We start from the raw sequence: 16,620 nt of genomic DNA, 5'->3' as shown, positions 1-16,620 counted from the left end.
GCCCCCGGCCCGCCCGCGGGGTCCACCTCGGCCGCCGCCGGCACCGTTCTGGCCCAGCACAGCTACCCGCCCCGCAGACGGGCCCCGGTCCGCGGTGGGCGACCGCCGGGTACGACGCCGTGCGGCGCCGCGGTTCAGCTCACTCGGTGTCGTCGCCGTCCTCCGGCTCCACCTCGTCCAGCGGGCGCTCCAGCACCCGGCCCTCGCCCGGCGCGATCGTGCCGACGATGCGCTCCAGGTCCTCCATGGAGGCGAACTCCACCACGATCTTGCCCTTGCGCTGCCCCAGGTCCACCTTCACCCGGGTGTCGAAGCGGTCGGACAGCCGCGACGCCAGGTCGGACAGCGCCGGGGAGACCAGCTTGCCGGCCCGCGGCCCCTTCGGCTTCTTGGCCGCACCCGGCTCGGACGCCATCAGCGTCACGATCTCCTCGACCGAGCGCACCGACAGCCCCTCGGCCACGATGCGCTGGGCCAGCCGGTCCTGCTCCTCGACCTCGTCCAGCGACAGCAGCGCGCGGGCGTGACCGGCCGACAGCACCCCGGCGGCTACCCGGCGTTGCACCGGCGCCGACAGCTTCAGCAGCCGCAGGGTGTTGGAGACCTGGGAGCGCGACCGGCCGATGCGGTCGGCCAGCTGCTCGTGGGTGCAGCTGAAGTCCTGGAGCAACTGGTCGTAGGCGGCGGCCTCCTCCAGCGGGTTCAGCTGGGCGCGGTGCAGGTTCTCCAGCAGGGCGTCCAGCAGCAGCTTCTCGTCGTCCGTCGCGCGGACGATCGCCGGGATGCGTTCCAGCCCCGCCTCACGGCAGGCCCGCCAGCGGCGCTCACCCATGATGAGTTCGTAGACCGCCGGACCGGTCTGCCGGACCACGACCGGCTGGAGAAGTCCCACCTCCCGGACGGAGGTGACCAGTTCGGCGAGCGCGTCCTCGTCGAAGACCTCACGCGGCTGGCGCGGGTTGGGGATGATCTCGTCGATCGGCAGCTCGGCGAAGTACGCCCCGGCGTCCGCCGCCGGTGCCTCAGCCGGCTCCATCGAGTCGTGCTCGCGGGACGGCGGGATGTCCACGACCGGCGGCTCGGGGTCGGCAAGGCCGGCGACCTTGGCCGCCGCGATCCCGCGCTCGGACATCAGCACCGGCATCGCGGAGGGCGAGATCCCGGGAACCCCGGCCTTCGGCACCGCGTTGTCGGCACTCGACGGCGCCGGGGGGATCAGCGCACCGAGACCTCGTCCCAGACCCCTGCGTCGCTCGCTCACTGGATACCCTCCGACATGCTGTGCTGGCCGTACTCATTGTTCTGGCGAGCGATGTGCGCCGGGTGGCCGTCGTAGAGGACGGCGACGCCGTTGGGGGTGGGGGCGCCGCGCAGCGCCATCTCCCGGGCCGCCTCCAGGTAGGAGAGCGCACCGCTGGAGCCCGGGTCGTAGGTCAGGACGGTCTGTCCGTAGCTGGGCGCCTCGGAGATGCGCACCGACCGCGGGATGCTGGTCCGCAGCACCTCCTCGCCGAAGTGGCTGCGAACCTCTTCGGCGACCTGGGAGGCCAGCCGGGTGCGGCCGTCGTACATCGTCAGCAGGATGGTGGACACGTGCAGTTTCGGGTTGAGGTGACCGCGCACCAGGTCGACGTTGCGCAGCAGCTGCCCGAGGCCCTCCAGCGCGTAGTACTCGCACTGGATGGGGATGAGCACCTCGGCGCCGGCCACCATGGCGTTGACGGTCAACAGGCCCAGGGAGGGCGGGCAGTCGATGAGGATGTAGTCCAGCGGCTGCTGGTAGGCCTCGATGGCCCGCTTGAGCCGGCTCTCCCGGGCGACCAGGGAGACGAGCTCGATCTCGGCGCCGGCCAGGTCGATGGTCGCCGGGGCGCAGAACAGGCCCTCGACGTCCGCGACCGGCTGTACGACCTCGGAGAGTTGACGCCCCTCGACCAGGACGTCGTAGATCGAGGGCACTTCGGCGTGATGATCGATGCCCAGGGCGGTGGAGGCGTTGCCCTGCGGGTCGAGGTCCACCACCAGTACGCGAGCGCCGTGCAGCGCCAGCGAGGCGGCGAGGTTGACCGTCGTGGTGGTCTTCCCAACGCCGCCCTTCTGGTTGGCGACCACCATCACGCGGGTTTCGTCGGGCCGGGGGAGTCCCTCGCCGGCCCGGCCGTATGCCTGCACCGCCAGTTGGGCGGCCCGACCGATCGGGGTGTCGTCCATGGGAGGCAGTGTTTCACGTGAAACATCCTCCCCTGTCGCTTCGCTACGGGGACCGGGGACCGGGTCGGTCATCGGTCCCGCGGCATGGGCGTCGGACCGCAAGGGTTCACTCTCCTCGGCTTCAGGCTCGTGATGCGAAGAGCCTGCCATGCTTCGGGGGTTGTGAACCAGTGAGGCCCGCGGGCCTGTGGATGAATCTGTGGATGAACCGCCGCCGGAGAGTGGCCGGCGGGGTCGACCTTCAGCGGCGGCACGGCCGCGACTGAGGATTCCTGGCAGCAGGGAGCGACGTTTCACGTGAAACACGATGCACAGCGAAACGTCCGCTTCGTGATCGACACTCCGTTTATGTGGTTATGGCCATTGGATTGGCGGAGCGCACGCCCCCCGCCCTCACCCGCCCGCCGCCGCGCCCGGCTCGGCATCGCGACGGCCGGCAGCGCCCCGGCAAGCGCCACGTGCGCACTCCCGCGACCGTCCCGATCAACGCGCCGCACCGCCCGCTTCGGCCCCCGCCACGTCGGCACCCAGCCGCCGGATCACCGATGCAGGCGGCTTCCCCGGCCGGCGCGGCGACCCGGCCCACGGTTCACCGCCACCAGCAGCCTCACCAGCCACCCCGGCCGCCCAGGCCGCGGATCGCCGGCACCGGCGGCATCCCCGACCACCTCGGGCCCGGCCCCGGATCACCGACAACCTCTCCGGCTTCCTCGACCGTCCCGGCCCCGGATCACCGCCACCAGCAGCCTCACCAGCCACCACGCCCCCGCCAGGGCACCCCGCCCCGTGGATCAGCGGTGGCGCCGCGTCGCCCCGCGCACCGGGCGGTTCGCCCGTGCCGCACGGGCCCGGCGGGCCGCCGCGCGGACCCCGCCGGGGCTCTCCCCGACCCGGACGCGGACCACGGTGGACGGCGGGTCGACCAGGCCGACGCCGGCCTGCACGACGCAGGAGTCCACCGCACCGAGCCGGCCGAGGGCGGCACGCGCCGCCTTCAGCTCCTCCTCGGCGGTGTCGCCCTTGAGCGCCAGCATCTCGCCGTGCGGACGCAGCAGGGGCAGCCCCCAGCCGGCCAGCCGGTCGAGCGGGGCGACCGCGCGGGCGGTGACGACCTCGACCGGCGGCAGGTAGCCGATCATCTCCTCGGCGCGGCCGCGGACCACCGTGACGTTGTCCAGGCCGAGGACGTCGACGATCTCCTCCAGGAAGATCGTGCGGCGCAGCAGCGGCTCCAGCAGGGTGATGTGCAGGTCACCGCGGGCGAGCGCCAGCGGGATGCCGGGCAGGCCGGCGCCGGAGCCGACGTCGCACACCGCGATGCCCTCGGGGACGACGTCGGACAGCACGGCGCAGTTGAGCAGGTGGCGCTCCCACAGCCGGGGCACCTCGCGAGGGCCGATCAGCCCCCGGCCGACCCCGGCGTCGGCGAGCAGTTCGGCGTACCGCACGGCGTCGGCGAACCGGTCGCCGAAGACCTCGCGTGCCTGCTCCGGTACAGGGGGGAGCTCAGCTGCTGCCTCCGACACGGAACCATCCCTTCGGTGAACCGTCGATGACGGCGGGTGCGTACCGGACCGATCACGGATCGATGCGGCCCGGGGTGTGGTCTCGCGACCACCGGGCTGACAACTGACGGCCCCGCCCGGAACAGGTCCGGGAAGCATCCCGGACCCCCAGGCGGGGCCGTCGGCGGTTGATGTCACGGACCGGCCGGCGCCCACCTGGGGCCGGCCGCCGTGCGGGGGGTCACGCCGGAAGGACGACCACCCGGCGCTGCGGCTCTTCGCCCTCGGACTCGCTGCGCAGTCCGGCGGCGGCGACCGCGTCGTGCACGACCTTGCGCTCGAAGGGGGTCATCGGCCGCAGCTTGACCGGCTCACCGGTGGAGCGGACGTCCTCGGCGGCCTTGGTGCCCAGCTCCGCCAGTTCCTCGCGCTTGCGGGCCCGGAAGCCGCCGATGTCCAGCATCAGGCGGGTGCGGTCGCCGGTCTCCCGGTGCACCGCGAGCCGGGTCAGCTCCTGGAGCGCCTCCAGTACCTCGCCCTCCCGGCCGACCAGCTTGTCCAGGTCGCGCTCGGTCTCGCCGACGATGGAGACGGCGGCGCGGTCGCCCTCGACGTCCATGTCGATGTCGCCGTCGAGGTCGGCGATGTCCAGCAGCCCCTCGAGGTAGTCGGCGGCGATCTCGCCTTCCTGCTCGAGGCGGGTCAGGGCGTCCTCGCCCTCGACGACGGTGGTGTTGCCTTCCGTCACGGATGGACTCCTATCCAGTGGCGACGCGGTCGCGACGCGCTGCTTTGCGGTGGGCGGGCGACGCGTTACTTCTTCGAGGGGTGCTTGGACCGCGGCTGGCCCTTGCGCTGCGGCCCGGCCTTGGGCTGCTGGCGGGCCGGGCGGTTGCCCGCCGAGCCGCCGGAGCCGCCCGTGGTCTTGGCGTCCTTGGCGTCCTTGCCGGAGTCGTCGGAAGCGGAGCCGGCGGCGGGCGCCGCGCCGGAGCCGCCGGTGCCGGCGGCGGGGTCGGCGTCGTTGTCCGGCGTGCCGGCGACCGGGGAGGTCTCCGGCTGGCCGTCCTTGCCCTGCGGCTGGACCGCGCCGCTCTGCTGGCGCTGCGACTTGGTCTGGCGCTTCGGCTGCTGGCGGCGGACCGGCTGGCCGTCCTCGGTGGTGCGTGCCGCCGCGGTCTTCACCGGCTCCGCGGTCAGTACGCCCTTGGCCTTCAGGCGGGCCTCACGCTGCTGGAAGGCGACGCTGCCGGGGGTGGGGTTGCGCCGGATGACGACGAGCTGCTGGCCCATGGTCCACACGTTGGTGGTCAGCCAGTAGACCAGGACGCCGACGGGGAAGTTGATACCGAAGACGGCGAACATGATGGGGAAGACGTACATCAGCATCTTCTGCTGCTGCATGAACGGGGTCTTCACCGTCATGTCGACGTTCTTCGTCATCAGCTGGCGCTGGGTGTAGAACTGCGACGCCGACATCATGATGATCATCAGGATGGTGACGATGCGCACGTCGGTGACCGAGGCGTGCAGCCCGGTGATCTTGGTCGCGCTGTCCAGGAACTTCGCGGAGAGCGGGGCACCGAAGATGTGCGCGTCACGGGCGCTGTTCAGCAGGTTGTTGTGGATGACGCCGACCGGCTTGCCGTCGGCGATGCTGTGCAGCACGCCGAAGAGGGCCATGAAGAACGGCGACTGCACGAGGATGGGAAGGCAGCTGGAGAGCGGGTTGGTTCCCGTCTCCTTGTACAGCTTCATCATCTCTTCGGACTGGCGCTGCCGGTCGTTCTTGTAGCGCTCCTGGATCGCCTTCATCTTCGGCTGGAGCACCTGCATGTTGCGGGTGGCCTTGATCTGCTTGACGAACAGCGGGATCAGGCAGATCCGGATCAGGACCACCAGCGACACGATGGACAGGCCCCACGCCCATCCGCTGTTCGGCGCGAAGACCTGGCTGTAGGCCGCGTGGAACTGGACGATGATCCACGAAACAGCGGTATAGAGCGGACTCAGAACAGTCTGAAACACCGATCAAGCTCCTTGGGCGCTGGGGGTCTCGGCGGCGCCGCCGGAATGCCCGGCGGCCTGCTCTCCCGAGGACACGACCGGGGCTCTCCGCAGTGCTTCACGTAGCCGAACGTGCCATGGCGGGCGTTTGCGCGGCGGTACGTGGTCGACACCGCCGAGGGACCACGGGTTGCACCGCAGGATGCGCCAGGCGGTGAGGGCCGTGCCCTTCACCGCCCCGTGCAGGGCGATGGCCTGGTACCCGTAGTGGGAACAGGAGGGGTAGTACTTGCAGACCGGTCCGAGCAGTGGGCTGACGGTCCACTGATAGATCTTGATCAGCCAGAGCAATGGGTACTTCATGTCAGCCCCCTCCCCCCAGTAGCCGCCTGAGCGCGGCGTCCAGGTCGTGGGCCAGAGAAGCGTGATCCGCAGCGCTGGCGCCGGGCAGTGCCCGTACGACCACCAGGCTACCTGGGGGCAGAAGTGATAGCCGGTCTCGTACCAGATGCCGGAGCCGGCGCTTGACCTGGTTCCGCTGCACGGCGTTGCCAACGGCCTTGCTCACGACGAAACCCGCACGCGGGGGAGTAACGCTCCCCCCGGCGTGCGGGTCCGTGGTGACCGTCCCCGCCGGGGGCGGGGAGGCGGCCTGACGCAGATGCACGACGAGCAGCGGGCGTCCGGCCCGGCGACCCCGTCGTACCGCGGTCGCGAAGTCCTGGCGCCGCCTCAGCCGGTTCTCGGTGGGCAGCACAGCATGACCTGCGTACGAACTCAGGCGGACAGGGTCGAGCGGCCCTTACCGCGACGGGACGAAAGGATCGCGCGACCGGCACGGGTGCGCATGCGCAGCCGGAAGCCGTGGGTCTTCGCGCGGCGGCGGTTGTTCGGCTGGAAGGTGCGCTTGCTCACTCGGGGGCTCCAGAAATGCTTGTCGTCTCGGGCGAGACGTCCGTGGGCGTCGCTATGGCTGTCACCGTGCGCCCACGAACGTTCCGCGACACGCGTGAGGTGCACCGCTTCTCCGGCCACCTCGGTGACCTGTGCCCTTCGTAAGGCAGGCGGCAGCAGCCATCGACAACTCGACCTGGTCACGGTACGCGCGGCTGCGCCATCCGGTCAAACCGGCTCCGGGGGCCACGACGCGCCGGACCCCGTGCCGGGCCAGGTGGGGCCGGGTCCGGCATGGCACATTTGTACACACCCTGTGGACAACGACTTGAACGACCCGCGCGCCGCTGACTACCGTGACCGGACCTGAAGAATCCGACGACCAACCCGGCATCATTCCCCCGCGTCACCCGGAGCACACACGCGGACACGTCGGCGCCTCTCGAACTCCCCAGTGAGCCCGCCCATCCACCGATAGAACCGAGAGAGCGTGCCTTGTGGCTGATGTGACTGCCGATCTTGCCGCAGTGTGGCCCCGGGTGCTCGAACAGCTGGTCGCCGACGACCAGCGGGTGGAGGCCAAGGACCACCGCTGGCTCAACGCCTGCCAGGCCCTGGCCCTGGTCGCCGACACCGCGCTGCTGGCCGCCCCCAACGAATACGCCAAGGGCGTACTGGAGGGCCGGCTGCTGCCGGTGATCACCGAGGGGCTCTCCCGGGAGTTCGGCCGGTCGATCCGGATCGCGATCACCGTCGACGCCAGCGCCGAGCCCGGCCCGCAGCGCGTCGCGCCGGTGCCGGCCCAGCAGTCCGGCCCGCCGCCCGGCTCCTCCCCCTACGGAGCGCCGCGCCGCGAGTACGACGTGTACGGCCGCCCGTCCGAGGAGGAGCCGGTCATGCGCCGCGCCTACCCGGACTACTCCGGCGGCCGCGACGCCACCGCGCCCTGGGCGCCGGCCGGCCGCCCCGACCCGTACGCCTCGCGCGGCTACGGCGACCAGGAGCACAACCCGTACCCGCCGGCCCAGCACAAGGACTACGGCAAGCCCGAGGACTACGGACAGCCGCCGCAGAGCTGGAACGCCCCCCGGCACGCCGACCACCAGCTCCACCCGCAGCACGGCGGCCACCCCGGCGACCTGCCGCCGCGGCCGGGCGGCGGGGTGCGGCCGGCCGACCAGCTGTCCGCGGCCGGCGGCGCCCCCGGCCCGCTGGCCGCCCAGCCCGGTCCGGCCCCCGGCCCCGGCGAGCCGACCGCGCGGCTGAACCCCAAGTACCTGTTCGACACCTTCGTCATCGGCGCGTCCAACCGCTTCGCCCACGCAGCCGCGGTCGCGGTCGCCGAGGCGCCGGCCAAGGCGTACAACCCGCTGTTCATCTACGGGGAGTCCGGCCTGGGCAAGACGCACCTGCTGCACGCCATCGGGCACTACGCGCGCAGCCTCTACCCGGGCACCCGGGTGCGGTACGTCAGCTCCGAGGAGTTCACCAACGAGTTCATCAACTCCATCCGGGACGGCAAGGCGGACACCTTCCGCAAGCGGTACCGGGACATGGACATCCTGCTGGTCGACGACATCCAGTTCCTGGCGAGCAAGGAGTCGACGCAGGAGGAGTTCTTCCACACCTTCAACACCCTGCACAACGCGAACAAGCAGATCGTGCTGTCCTCGGACCGGCCGCCCAAGCAGCTGGTGACCCTGGAGGACCGGCTGCGCAACCGCTTCGAGTGGGGACTGATCACCGACGTCCAGCCGCCCGAGCTGGAGACCCGGATCGCGATCCTGCGCAAGAAGGCGGTCCAGGAGCAGCTGAACGCCCCGCCCGAGGTGCTGGAGTTCATCGCCTCCCGCATCTCCCGCAACATCCGGGAGCTGGAGGGGGCGCTGATCCGGGTGACGGCGTTCGCCAGCCTCAACCGGCAACCGGTCGACCTCCAGCTGACCGAGATCGTGCTCAAGGACCTGATCCCCGGCGGTGAGGACGCCCTGCCGGAGATCACCGGCAACGCGATCATGGCCGAGACGGCCGCGTACTTCGGACTGACCGTCGAGGACCTGTGCGGCTCGTCGCGCAGCCGGGTGCTGGTCACCGCGCGGCAGATCGCCATGTACCTGTGCCGGGAGCTGACCGACCTGTCGCTGCCGAAGATCGGAGCCCTGTTCGGCGGCCGGGACCACACCACCGTGATGCACGCCGACCGCAAGATCCGCGCCCTGATGGCCGAACGGCGGTCCATCTACAACCAGGTCACCGAGCTGACCAACCGCATCAAGAGCTGACCTGGAGGGTGCCGCCGGCGGTCCGCGGGACCGTCGCACGGCCCTCCAGAGCCCGTACGGGCGCCGCGCCCCGGAGGACGAAACCTCCGGGGCGCGTTTTGTTTGTTCGATTCCGCAGGTCAGGGACCCGGTGGTCCACAGATTTCCCGCCCGACGACCGTCCACAGGCTGGGGAGAACAAAGTTGTCCCGATCCTCTCCACAGGCTCGGCTGCCGTACGCTCATCCGGGCTGCTCAGAGGGGTGTGGAAGTGTGGGAAACCCTTGTCCACAGACTGTGGACAACTCAACTGTCCCCAAGGGCCGTTCGCGGTTTTCCACCGCCCGCCCACAGGCTGGGGGCAGTTATGAACAGCTTCTCCACAGCGCTGTCCACTGTTCGGCAACGAAACGGCCTCAATCATCAGTTGGAGTGAAAGGCGTCACACCGAGGGTGCGGATTGGGCTGGGGAGAACCTGGGTAAAGCTGGGGACGGCCCTGGGGAGAACTCGGGCCCCCCTGTGCATGACGTGTGGACAGCGTCCCGTCATCCACAGACAGGCCCGGTTGTCCACCGGCTCCACCCACAGGCCCGGTGGATAAAAAAAGGGGTCTGACCTGCGCGGTAACCGGTTATCCACGGTATCCACACCCCCTATTACTACGACTACTTAGAGAACCCTGGAAACGAGGCTCGAAGCGGGGGCTGTGCACAACTCGGGCCGTCGGGCCGCCGCGCCGCGACACCCGGCTTGACCCGAGGCCGCCGCGTTGTCCGTGGCGTGCGTCAGACTGTGTGTCGACGGTCGACCGAGGGACGGTCGAGGCAGCCGGTCGGCACAGGCAGCTGGCGAAGGCCGGCGACAGCAGGGAGCAGGAGGCGGTTTCCGGTGAAGTTCCGGGTGGAGCGCGACGTACTCGCGGACGCAGTGGCCTGGGCGGCCCGCAGCCTCCCGGCACGGCCCCCGGCGCCGGTCCTGGCGGGCCTGCTGCTGAAGGCCGAGGACAGCCAGCTGAGCCTGTCGGCCTTCGACTACGAGGTCTCGGCCCGGGTCTCGGTCGACGCCGAGATCGAGGACGAGGGGACCGTGCTGGTCTCCGGACGGCTGCTCGCCGACATCTGCCGCGCCCTGCCCAACCGCCCGGTGGAGTTCGCCACCGACGGCGTCCGGGTCAGCGTGGCGTGCGGCAGCTCCCGCTTCACCCTGCACACGCTGCCGGTCGAGGAGTACCCGGCGCTGCCGCAGATGCCGACCGCGTCCGGCACCGTGCCCGGCGAGGTCTTCGCGGCCGCCGTCTCCCAGGTGGCCATCGCGGCCGGCCGGGACGACACCCTGCCGGTGCTCACCGGTGTGCGCATCGAGATCGAGGGCGACACCGTCACGCTGGCCGCCACCGACCGCTACCGCTTCGCGGTCCGCGAGTTCCTGTGGAAGCCGGAGACCGCCGACATCTCCGCGGTCGCCCTGGTCCCGGCCAAGACGCTGCTGGACACCGCCAAGGCCCTCACCGGCGGCGAGACCGTGTCGCTGGCGCTGTCCGGCTCCGGCGCGGGCGAGGGGCTGATCGGCTTCGAGGGCGCGGGACGCCGCACCACCACGCGGCTGCTGGAGGGCGACCTGCCCAAGTACCGCACGCTGTTCCCCACCGAGTTCGCCTCGGTGGCCGTCATCGAGACCGGGCCGTTCGTCGAGGCCGTCAAGCGCGTCGCGCTGGTCGCCGAGCGCAACACGCCGATCCGGCTGAGCTTCACCTCCGGTGTCCTCACCCTGGAGGCCGGCTCCAGTGACGACGCACAGGCGGTGGAAAGGGTCGACGCCACGCTCGACGGCGACGACATCTCCACCGCGTTCAACCCGACGTTCCTGCTGGACGGGCTGAAGGAGATCGACTCCCCGTTCGCCCAGCTGTCGTTCACCACCGCGACCAAGCCCGCGCTGCTCAACGGCCGTCCGGCGGCCGACGCGGAGGCCGTCGAGGCGTACAAGTACCTGATCATGCCGGTCCGCCTGGCCGGCTGACGCGGTGAGCGGTCCGGAGCGCGGGTAGCCGTGCTCCGGACCCGCCGCGCGACCCGGCCCGTGAGTACTCGCACGGGTACGGGACGTAGGCTCGGGCCCTAGGTCAGGCACAGGCACGCTTCTAACGAAGGATCTGAGATGGAGCTCGGTCTCATCGGCCTCGGCAAGATGGGCGGCAACATGCGCGAGCGCATCCGCCGCGCGGGCCACACGGTCGTGGGTTACGACCGCAACCCCGACCTCGCCGATGTCCACAGCCTCAAGGACCTGGTGGACGCCCTTCCGGCGCCGCGCGTGGTCTGGGTCATGGTCCCGTCCGGCGAGCCGACGCAGGCCACCATCGACGAGCTGGGCGAACTGCTGGACGCCGGCGACCTCGTGGTCGACGGCGGCAACTCCCGCTGGAGCGACGACGAGAAGCACGCCGAACAGCTGGCCGCCAAGAACATCGGCTTCGTCGACTGCGGCGTCTCCGGTGGCGTGTGGGGCCTGCAGAACGGCTACGCGCTGATGTACGGCGGCGACGACGAGCAGGTCGCCAAGGCCCAGCCGATCTTCGACGCGCTCAAGCCCGAGGGCGACTCCGGCGCGGTGCACGCGGGCAAGGTCGGCGCCGGCCACTTCTCCAAGATGGTCCACAACGGCATCGAGTACGCCATGATGCAGGCCTACGCCGAGGGCTGGGAGCTGCTGGAGGCGGTCGGCTCGGTCACCGACGTGCGCGAGATCTTCCGCTCCTGGAAGGAAGGCACGGTCATCCGCTCCTGGCTGCTCGACCTGGCCGTCGACGCCCTGGACAAGGACGAGCACCTCGGCAAGCTGCGCGGCTACGCCGCCGACTCCGGCGAGGGCCGCTGGACCGTCGAGGCGGCCATCGACAACGCCGTGCCGATGCCCGCCATCACCGCCTCCCTCTTCGCGCGCTTCTCCTCCCGCCAGGACGACTCGCCGCAGATGAAGATGATCGCGGCGCTGCGCAACGAGTTCGGCGGCCACGCGGTCACCGCCGCCGAGTAACGCACGACACCAGCAGGGAGGCCGGCGCACCGCGCCAAGCACACGATGCACGTCGCGCACCTGTCGCTCGCCGACTTCCGCTCCTACGCCCGGGTCGAGGTTCCCCTCGACCCGGGCGTCAGCGCGTTCGTGGGCCCCAACGGCCAGGGCAAGACCAACCTGGTCGAGGCGATCGGCTACCTGGCCACCCTCGGCAGCCACCGGGTCGCCAACGACGCCCCGCTGGTCCGGGCCGGCGCCGGCAGCGCGATCGTGCGCGCCGCCGTCGAGCACGGCGAGCGCCGGCAGACCGTCGAGCTGGAGATCAACCCCGGCCGGGCCAACCGCGCCCGGATCAACCGCGCCTCGCCGGTGCGGCCGCGCGACGTGCTGGGGATCGTACGCACCGTGCTGTTCGCCCCGGAGGACCTGGCGCTGGTCAAGGGCGACCCCGGCGAGCGGCGCCGGTTCCTCGACGAGCTGGTCACCGCCCGGTCCCCCCGGATGGCCGGGGTGCGCCAGGAGTACGACCGGGTCCTGCGCCAGCGCAACACCCTGCTGAAGTCCGCCGCCCTGGCCCGGCGGCACGGCGCACGCCGGACGGCGGCCGGTGCCGGCGCGGCGGACGACCTGTCGACGCTGGACGTGTGGGACCAGCACCTGGCCCGCGCCGGCGGCGAACTGCTGGCGCACCGCCTGGACCTGGTGACCAGCCTGGAACCGCTGACCGGCAAGGCCTACGACCAGCTCGCCCCGGGCGGCGGCGGCATCGGCCTGCGGTACCGGCGCGGCGGCGGCGAGGAGTCCGCGGACGCGCTGCCGCGCACCCGGGAGGAGCTGTACGGCGTGCTCCTGGCGGACCTGGCCGGCGCCCGCAGGCAGGAGATCGAACGCGGCGTCACCCTCGTCGGCCCGCACCGCGACGACCTGCTGCTCGACCTCGGCGACCTGCCCGCCAAGGGGTACGCCAGCCACGGCGAGTCCTGGTCCTACGCGCTGGCGCTGCGCCTGGCGTCCTACGAACTGCTGCGGGCCGAGGGCGCGCACGGTGGAGGCGACCCGGTGCTGATCCTGGACGACGTCTTCGCGGAACTCGACGCGACCCGGCGCGAGAAGCTGGCGGAGCTGGTGGCCCCCGGTGAGCAGGTGCTGGTCACCGCCGCGGTGGCCGAGGACGTGCCGCCCGCGCTGGCCGGCGCCCGCTTCTCGGTCAGCGGCGGCACGGTGGAGCGCCGGTGACCGCCGACCGGCCCGCTCCCCCGCCCGGCGACCGGCCCTCCGCCGAACTGTCCGGCGTCGACCTCGCCCGGGTGGCGTTGCGGGCGGCGAAGGAGCAGGCCAGGGCGCGGGGTGCGGCCGCGCAGGACAAGCAGCGCGCCCGCCGGGGCGGTCTGCGCTCCGGTGCCCGTTCCGACGGCCGCGATCCGCTGCCGCTGGGCGCCGCGATCAGCCGGCTGCTGGTGGAGCGCGGCTGGGAGACCCCGGCCGCGGTCAGCGGCGTCATGGGCCGCTGGCCGCAGATCGTCGGCGCCGACGTCGCCAAGCACTGCGACCCGCAGCGGTACGACGAGGACGACAAGACCCTCACCGTCCGCTGCGACTCCACCGCCTGGGCCACCCAACTGCGCCTGATGGCACCGCAGTTGGTCGCCCGCCTCAACGCCGACCTGGGCCACGGCACGGTGCTGCTCATCAAGGTCCTCGGCCCCGGCGGCCCCGAGCGCTCCTACGGCCGCCTCCGCGCCCCCGGCAGCCGCGGCCCCGGCGACACGTACGGGTAGGCCGCTCCTCCCGGCGCCCGGCCCGCAGCCGGCGCGTGTCCGGTCTGCGGCCGGGCCACCAGCGGCCGGGCCTCCGCCAACCGGTCAACCCCCGGCCGGGCCCACGCCGACCTGCCTCCGTCCCCGGCCGACCCGCGGCCGGTTCGCCGGCGGGCCCCGCTCCCGTCCGTCCGCCCCGTCCGCCGCCGCGCGCCGGTGCCCGGGTCGCGAGCAGCGAGCCACCTCACCCGCCGCCGTCTGCTCCCGCTCCCGCCTCGGCGCGCTCCGGGCACCGGCCCGTTCTCCGGCCGGCCCACCCCGCGCTGTCCGGCCGCCGCCGGCGATCCAGGCCCTCCGGCGCCCGCCTCCCCGCGCGGTCCGGCCTCCGCTCGGGTCCGCCCCTACGCGCTCCGGCCCCGCCAGCCGTCCGGCTCCCGCGCGCTCCGGCCCCGCCGGGGTCCACCTCCGCGCGGTCCCCCCACGCGGTCCACCCTCCGCGCGCTCCGGCCCCGCCGGCGCTCCGGCCTCCGCGCGGTCCGGCCCCGCGACGACCGCCGCGAAGGACCGCCGCCGATCCCCGTTCAGGCGGTGAATCCGCCCGTACCCGGCAGTCGTCAACGCGCGTCGCGTCCGTTTCGCGCCGGAATTGCCGGGGTGTGCGGACCGGAAATCGGGAGTGTGACGAACGCGACACCCGGCGGTAGCGGAGGGTTGACCGCTGGAAGCCCTGAGCGCCTGCGTGAGCCGCTTCGGGCCCAGGTCCGCGTATGGGGAGTCGGTGCATGCCCTTGTCGGGCGGCACATCGGAACTGAGGCCCCGGCAAAGCCCCATCGATGTCGTCGCTACCGGTAGACTGAGCAGCAACCCGCCCACTTGCGGAACATGTCAACGACGCAGCCGCTCCGGCACGCCTGGAGTCGGCTCGTGCAGTGCCAGAAAGGGCGCTTCGTGGCCGATTCCGGCAACCCCACCGAGACCCCCACCCCCACCGGTTCCGCCGTGCCGCCGAACGGCGCCTCGTACGACGCCAGCGCGATCACCGTCCTCGAAGGACTGGACGCGGTCCGCAAGCGCCCCGGCATGTACATCGGCTCGACCGGTGAGCGCGGCCTGCACCACCTCGTGTACGAGGTCGTCGACAACTCCGTCGACGAGGCGCTGGCCGGCCACGCGGACACCATCGACGTCCGGCTCCTCGCCGACGGCGGCGTGCGCGTCATCGACAACGGCCGTGGCATCCCGGTCGGCATCGTGGCGTCGGAGGGCAAGCCGGCGGTCGAGGTCGTGCTCACCGTGCTGCACGCCGGCGGCAAGTTCGGCGGTGGCGGCTACGCCGTCTCCGGCGGCCTGCACGGCGTCGGCGTCTCCGTGGTCAACGCGCTGTCCACCAGGGTCTCGGTGGAGGTGCACACCGAGGGGTTCCGCTGGACGCAGGACTACAAGCTCGGCGTCCCCACCGCCCCGCTGGCCAAGAACGAGGCGGTCACCAGGACCGGCACCTCCGTGACGTTCTGGGCCGACGGCGACATCTTCGAGACCACCGACTACTCCTTCGAGACGCTCTCGCGGCGCTTCCAGGAGATGGCGTTCCTCAACAAGGGCCTGACGATCGCCCTGACCGACGAGCGCGTCGACCATGTGGACGAGGAGGGCAAGCCGCTGGCGGTGCGGTACTACTACGAGGGCGGCATCGTCGACTTCGTGAAGTACCTCAACTCCCGCAAGGGCGAGGTCATCCACCCCTCGGTGATCGACATCGAAGCCGAGGACAAGGAGCGCATGCTGTCGGTCGAGATCGCCATGCAGTGGAACACTCAGTACACCGAGGGTGTCTACTCGTTCGCGAACACGATCCACACGCACGAGGGCGGCACCCACGAAGAGGGCTTCCGCGCGGCGATGACCGGCCTGGTCAACCGCTACGCGCGGGAGAAGAAGCTGCTGCGCGAGAAGGACGAGAACCTCAGCGGTGAGGACATCCGCGAGGGTCTGACGGCGATCATCTCGGTCAAGCTGGGCGAGCCGCAGTTCGAGGGCCAGACCAAGACCAAGCTGGGCAACACCGAGGCCAAGACCTTCGTGCAGAAGGTGGTCCACGAGCACCTCACCGACTGGCTGGACCGCAACCCGAACGAGGCGGCGGACATCGTCCGCAAGTCGATCCAGGCGGCCACCGCCCGGGTCGCCGCCCGCAAGGCCCGCGACCTGACCCGCCGCAAGGGCCTGCTGGAGAGCGCGTCGCTGCCCGGCAAGCTCAGCGACTGCCAGTCCAACGACCCGGCCAAGTGCGAGATCTTCATCGTCGAGGGCGACTCGGCCGGCGGCTCCGCCAAGTCCGGCCGCAACCCCGAGTACCAGGCCATCCTGCCGATCCGCGGCAAGATCCTGAACGTGGAGAAGGCCAGGATCGACAAGATCCTGCAGAACAACGAGGTCCAGGCGCTCATCTCGGCCTTCGGCACCGGGGTGCACGAGGACTTCGACATCTCGAAGCTGCGCTATCACAAGATCATCTTGATGGCGGACGCCGACGTCGACGGCCAGCACATCACCACGCTGCTGCTGACCTTCCTGTTCCGCTTCATGCGGCCGCTGGTCGAGGGCGGTCACGTGTACCTGTCGCGCCCGCCGCTGTACAAGATCAAGTGGGGCCGCGACGACTTCGAGTACGCGTACTCCGACCGCGAGCGCGACGCCCTGATCCAGCTGGGCCGGCAGTCCGGCAAGCGGGTCCGCGAGGACTCCATCCAGCGCTTCAAGGGTCTCGGTGAGATGAACGCCGAGGAACTGCGCGTCACCACCATGGACATCGACCACCGTGTCCTCGGCCAGGTCAGCCTGGACGACGCCGCGCAGGCGGACGACCTGTTCTCCGTGCTGATGGGCGAGGACGTCGAGGCCCGGCGCTCGTTCATCCAGCGCAACGCCAAGGACGTCCGCTTCCTCGACATCTGAGTCCGGCCACCC

13 protein-coding genes and 1 pseudogene are annotated in these 16,620 nt (G+C 71.5%); 6 read left to right on the top strand and 8 right to left on the bottom strand.

Annotation, left to right across the window (positions count from 1 at the left end; translation table 11 throughout):
• Nucleotides 1-139 precede the first annotated feature (139 nt).
• The 8 genes from POF43_RS16730 to rpmH all read right to left on the bottom strand — a co-directional run bounded on the left by POF43_RS16730 (nt 140) and on the right by rpmH (nt 6,635).
• Nucleotides 140-1,261: a ParB/RepB/Spo0J family partition protein gene (locus tag POF43_RS16730; protein WP_271323820.1), complete on the bottom strand. Its 1,122-nt coding sequence runs from the start codon at nt 1,259-1,261 to the stop codon at nt 140-142.
• Nucleotides 1,258-2,361, bottom strand: a complete 1,104-nt coding sequence (locus tag POF43_RS16725; RefSeq protein WP_271315133.1) for a ParA family protein — start codon at nt 2,359-2,361, stop codon at nt 1,258-1,260. The genes POF43_RS16730 and POF43_RS16725 overlap by 4 nt, the downstream gene beginning before the upstream one ends.
• 641 nt (nt 2,362-3,002) lie before the next feature.
• Entirely contained in the window at nt 3,003-3,737 is a 735-nt protein-coding gene (gene rsmG / locus POF43_RS16720) for a 16S rRNA (guanine(527)-N(7))-methyltransferase RsmG (protein WP_282698737.1), read from the bottom strand.
• Nucleotides 3,738-3,957: 220 nt separating this feature from the next.
• Entirely contained in the window at nt 3,958-4,464 is a 507-nt protein-coding gene (locus POF43_RS16715; protein WP_271312686.1) for a Jag family protein, read from the bottom strand.
• 65 nt (nt 4,465-4,529) lie between these two features.
• Complete coding sequence (yidC, locus tag POF43_RS16710; RefSeq protein WP_271322758.1) at nt 4,530-5,741, bottom strand: membrane protein insertase YidC; 1,212 nt, start codon at nt 5,739-5,741, stop codon at nt 4,530-4,532.
• 3 nt (nt 5,742-5,744) lie between these two features.
• Entirely contained in the window at nt 5,745-6,083 is a 339-nt protein-coding gene (yidD, locus tag POF43_RS16705) for a membrane protein insertion efficiency factor YidD (RefSeq protein WP_271312684.1), read from the bottom strand.
• Nucleotide 6,084: 1 nt separating this feature from the next.
• The gene (gene rnpA, locus POF43_RS16700; protein WP_271312683.1) at nt 6,085-6,477 is read right to left on the bottom strand and encodes a ribonuclease P protein component; all 393 of its coding nucleotides are present in this window, start codon (nt 6,475-6,477) and stop codon (nt 6,085-6,087) included.
• A 20-nt stretch (nt 6,478-6,497) separates the two neighbouring features.
• The gene (rpmH, locus tag POF43_RS16695) at nt 6,498-6,635 is read right to left on the bottom strand and encodes a 50S ribosomal protein L34 (protein ID WP_271312682.1); all 138 of its coding nucleotides are present in this window, start codon (nt 6,633-6,635) and stop codon (nt 6,498-6,500) included.
• A 476-nt stretch (nt 6,636-7,111) separates the two neighbouring features.
• Here rpmH and dnaA point away from each other — a divergent pair, with 476 nt between their 5' ends.
• The 6 genes and pseudogenes from dnaA to gyrB all read left to right on the top strand — a co-directional run bounded on the left by dnaA (nt 7,112) and on the right by gyrB (nt 16,608).
• Nucleotides 7,112-8,896, top strand: coding sequence for a chromosomal replication initiator protein DnaA (gene dnaA, locus POF43_RS16690; protein ID WP_271322757.1), 1,785 nt, complete (start codon nt 7,112-7,114; stop codon nt 8,894-8,896).
• An 869-nt stretch (nt 8,897-9,765) separates the two neighbouring features.
• Nucleotides 9,766-10,896 (top strand): DNA polymerase III subunit beta, encoded by a 1,131-nt coding sequence (gene dnaN, locus POF43_RS16685; RefSeq protein WP_271312680.1) that lies wholly within the window; start codon nt 9,766-9,768, stop codon nt 10,894-10,896.
• Nucleotides 10,897-11,019: 123 nt separating this feature from the next.
• Nucleotides 11,020-11,913, top strand: a pseudogene (gene gnd / locus POF43_RS16680) (phosphogluconate dehydrogenase (NAD(+)-dependent, decarboxylating)); the annotation flags it as partial.
• 45 nt (nt 11,914-11,958) lie between these two features.
• A complete protein-coding gene (gene recF, locus POF43_RS16675; RefSeq protein WP_271322756.1) occupies nt 11,959-13,131 on the top strand; it encodes a DNA replication/repair protein RecF in 1,173 nt (390 codons plus the stop codon).
• Entirely contained in the window at nt 13,128-13,673 is a 546-nt protein-coding gene (locus POF43_RS16670) for a DciA family protein (RefSeq protein WP_271312678.1), read from the top strand. The genes recF and POF43_RS16670 overlap by 4 nt, the downstream gene beginning before the upstream one ends.
• Before the next feature lie 904 nt (nt 13,674-14,577).
• A complete protein-coding gene (gene gyrB / locus POF43_RS16665) occupies nt 14,578-16,608 on the top strand; it encodes a DNA topoisomerase (ATP-hydrolyzing) subunit B (RefSeq protein WP_271312677.1) in 2,031 nt (676 codons plus the stop codon).
• Nucleotides 16,609-16,620: the final 12 nt, after the last annotated feature.

It is taken from the genome of Streptantibioticus silvisoli, from assembly GCF_027947535.2.
GTDB classification, from domain to species: Bacteria; Actinomycetota; Actinomycetes; order Streptomycetales; family Streptomycetaceae; genus Streptantibioticus_C; species Streptantibioticus_C silvisoli.
This window is presented reverse-complemented; position numbering and strand designations above follow the sequence as displayed.